Source organism: Kocuria sp. (assembly GCF_030536815.1).
GTDB lineage: Bacteria > Actinomycetota > Actinomycetes > Actinomycetales > Micrococcaceae > Kocuria > Kocuria gwangalliensis.
This window is the reverse complement of sequence record NZ_JAUNPE010000229.1, coordinates 1-2,725: the sequence shown is the minus strand read 5'-3', so window position 1 is coordinate 2,725 and position 2,725 is coordinate 1. Positions and strand designations below refer to the sequence as shown.

3 protein-coding genes and 1 tRNA gene are annotated in these 2,725 nt (G+C 62.9%); 2 read left to right on the top strand and 2 right to left on the bottom strand.

The window, feature by feature from the left end:
• Both Q4E95_RS12510 and adhP read left to right on the top strand, forming a co-directional pair.
• Positions 1 to 305 (top strand): thioredoxin domain-containing protein (locus Q4E95_RS12510; RefSeq protein ID WP_303383616.1); only part of this gene is annotated, 305 nt, incomplete at its 5' end.
• A gap of 161 nt (positions 306 to 466) precedes the next feature.
• Positions 467 to 1,492: an alcohol dehydrogenase AdhP gene (gene adhP, locus Q4E95_RS12505; RefSeq protein ID WP_303383615.1), complete on the top strand. Its 1,026-nt coding sequence runs from the start codon at positions 467 to 469 to the stop codon at positions 1,490 to 1,492.
• Between the two features lie 9 nt (positions 1,493 to 1,501).
• Here adhP and Q4E95_RS12500 read toward each other — a convergent pair whose 3' ends face one another.
• Together Q4E95_RS12500 and Q4E95_RS12495 are read right to left on the bottom strand one after the other, a co-directional pair.
• Positions 1,502 to 2,314, bottom strand: coding sequence for a methyltransferase domain-containing protein (locus Q4E95_RS12500; RefSeq protein WP_303383614.1), 813 nt, complete (start codon positions 2,312 to 2,314; stop codon positions 1,502 to 1,504).
• 78 nt (positions 2,315 to 2,392) lie between these two features.
• Positions 2,393 to 2,469, bottom strand: a tRNA-Thr gene (locus tag Q4E95_RS12495).
• Positions 2,470 to 2,725: the final 256 nt, after the last annotated feature.

Here is a 2,725-nt window from a genome sequence, read left to right as displayed (position 1 = left end):
CCTACCTGGTGGCCGAGCAGGTCGACCCCGAGCAGTACATGGACTTCACCCAGGAAATCTTCTCCCACCAGGGCACCGGTGGTTTGAGCAACGACGAGATCGCTGAGATCGCGTCCAAGCACGGCGCCGACGTGAGCGCCGATCAACTGGGCGAGAACACCTACCGGCCCATGATCAACATCATGGCCCAGGAGTCCGTGGCGAACGGGATCGCCGGCACACCCACCATTTTCGTGGACGGCGAGCGCTACGCCCAGGGTGATTTCGAGAAGGCCCTCAACGACGCCATTGAGGCCAAGAAATAAAATCGAATACGGGTTCACCGACGGTCTTCGAACGTCGCTGAAGCGGGTCCGGCACCACAGGGTGCGGGCCCGCTTGTTCATTGTCACCGTGATGTGGGTATCATAGACTGAAAATCCGCTCAGGCGGTTTCACTAGTGGCATCGTGCAAAGGAGCATGAGGATGAGTTCAACTTTCCAAGCAGCTGTGGTTCACAATTTCGGTGATGAACTCACCATTGACGAAGTCGAGATTCCCCAACCGGGGCCGGGGCAGGCACTCGTCAAATTGATCGCGTCCGGTGTTTGCCACACGGACCTGCATGCGGCCCAGGGCGACTGGCCGGTGAAGCCCACCCTCCCTCTCATTCCCGGACACGAGGGCGTGGGAACCGTGGTCTCCGTGGGGGAAGGAGTGGATGACCTCAAGGAGGGTGACCTGGTAGGTAACGCCTGGCTGGGCAGTTCCTGCGGCAACTGCCAGTACTGTCGGGCCGGGTGGGAGACCTTGTGCGAGGAACAAACCAACTCGGGATATTCGTCCAACGGTTCATTTGGTGAGTACATGCTGGTGGACGCCAAATTCGCGGCCCGCATTCCCGAGGGGGCAGATCCATACGAAGTGGCGCCGGTCCTGTGCGCCGGGGTCACCGTGTACAAGGGACTCAAGGAAACCGAGGTGCGGCCCGGTGAATGGGTCGTGATCTCCGGAATCGGTGGCCTGGGCCACCTTGCCGTGCAGTACGCCGTGGCCATGGGCATGCGGGTCGCCGCGGTGGATGTCGCCGACGACAAGCTCGCGTTGGCCAAGAAGCACGGCGCCGAAGTCCTGGTGAACGCGTTCGCGGCGGATCCGGTCGAGACCATTCAACGGGAGATCGGCGGCGCCCACGGTGTGCTGGTTACCGCCGTGCACCCTGATGCCTTCGGCCAAGCCATCGGCATGACACGACGCAGGGGAACCATCGTGTTCAACGGCCTGCCCCCGGGAGAGTTCCCCGCGCCCATTTTCGACATCGTGCTCAAACGGCTCACGATTCGCGGTTCCATTGTGGGTACCCGCAAGGACATGGAGGAGGCCTTGGACTTCTACTCCCGCGGCCTGATCCACCCCACGTTCCATACCCGTGAGCTCGGGGAGATCAACCAGATCTTCGACGAGATGCGCCACGCCAAGATCGACGGCCGCGTGGTGATCAAGTACCAGTAGGCTGCTGGTCTATTCGGTGGGCAGGGCCGGGCGCGCCAGAATTTCGGTGTGCAGCATCGCAAACCACGCGTCCGGCTCTTTCGACCAGACCTCCCACGCCGCGGATATCCCGTCGAGTTCCGGCTGCGTACTCAGTCCCAGCTCGAGGGCCCGGTCCCCGTACGACGACGCCCGCACCCGGCCAGCCCACGACTCACCCCACCAACGGGTGGCCCGTGCCGAGGCGTAGCTCCACGACGACGTCGTGACCCTCGTGTCTCGCAAACCCGCCATGCGCGCCCATGACTTCAAGTGCCGGCCAGCATCCGGTTCGCCTCGATTGGCCCGCGCCATGGAGCGGTAGAGCTCGAGCCACCGACTCAGTCCCGCGGATTGCGGGAACCAGGCCATGGATGCGTAGTCCGCGTCCCTCACCGCGATCAAACCGTTCGGGGTGCACACCCGTGACATCTCCCGCAGGGCGGCCACGGGATCGGGTAGATGCTGAAGGACCTGATGGGCGTGCACGATGTCAAAGCTGCCGTCCTCGAAGGGAAGGGCGTAGACATCGGCGATCCGGAAAATGACGTTGGGCAACCCCCGCTCCCGGGCGGCGTCGGCGGCGGAAGTGATGGCCTCAAGCGACTGGTCCATGCCGATCACCCTGCCCGGGGCCACCGTCTCAGCGAGGTCCAGGGTGATGGATCCCGGCCCACAACCAATATCCAGTAGGGATACGCCGGGGCTGAGCTCGGGCAACAGGTAGGCCGCGGAATCCGCAGCGCGCCGGGTGCCGTGGGACGCTAGGACCGAGGGCGCATGACCGTGAGAGTAGAAGCTCATGGCAACGGTTTACCACTTGCCCACAGTGGATAGAAGTACCGCCCGGATGCTGGAACGAGCACCCGGGCAGTGCAATGGTGGAGCCCCCTGCCGGATTCGAACCGGCGACCCTCTGTTTACAAGACAGATGCTCTGGCCATCTGAGCTAAGGGGGCGTGCCCGTTGCCGAGTGCCGTGGCGCGGCGGTGGGACCGCTCCATGGTACTGGACAACTCCGGTTTGGACGAACCGCAAGGTCGGGGTGGGGGAGCATTGCCACTGGGGACGTCCGTACTGAGTTAGGAATGACTCACTATCGAGTGGCAGTCAAACGTGATTTCATGACAGTCATGGAAATCAAGGGAAAACTTGCCCAGGCCATCAACGATCAAATCACCATGGAGCTGCAGGCCACCGTCGTGTATCGCCAGC

Coding starts and splice junctions, on each gene's coding strand:
- adhP (WP_303383615.1), top strand. CDS start 467: ATGAGTTCAACTTTCCAAGCAGCTGTGGTTCACAATTTCGGTGATGAA.
- Q4E95_RS12500 (WP_303383614.1), bottom strand. CDS start 2,314: ATGAGCTTCTACTCTCACGGTCATGCGCCCTCGGTCCTAGCGTCCCAC.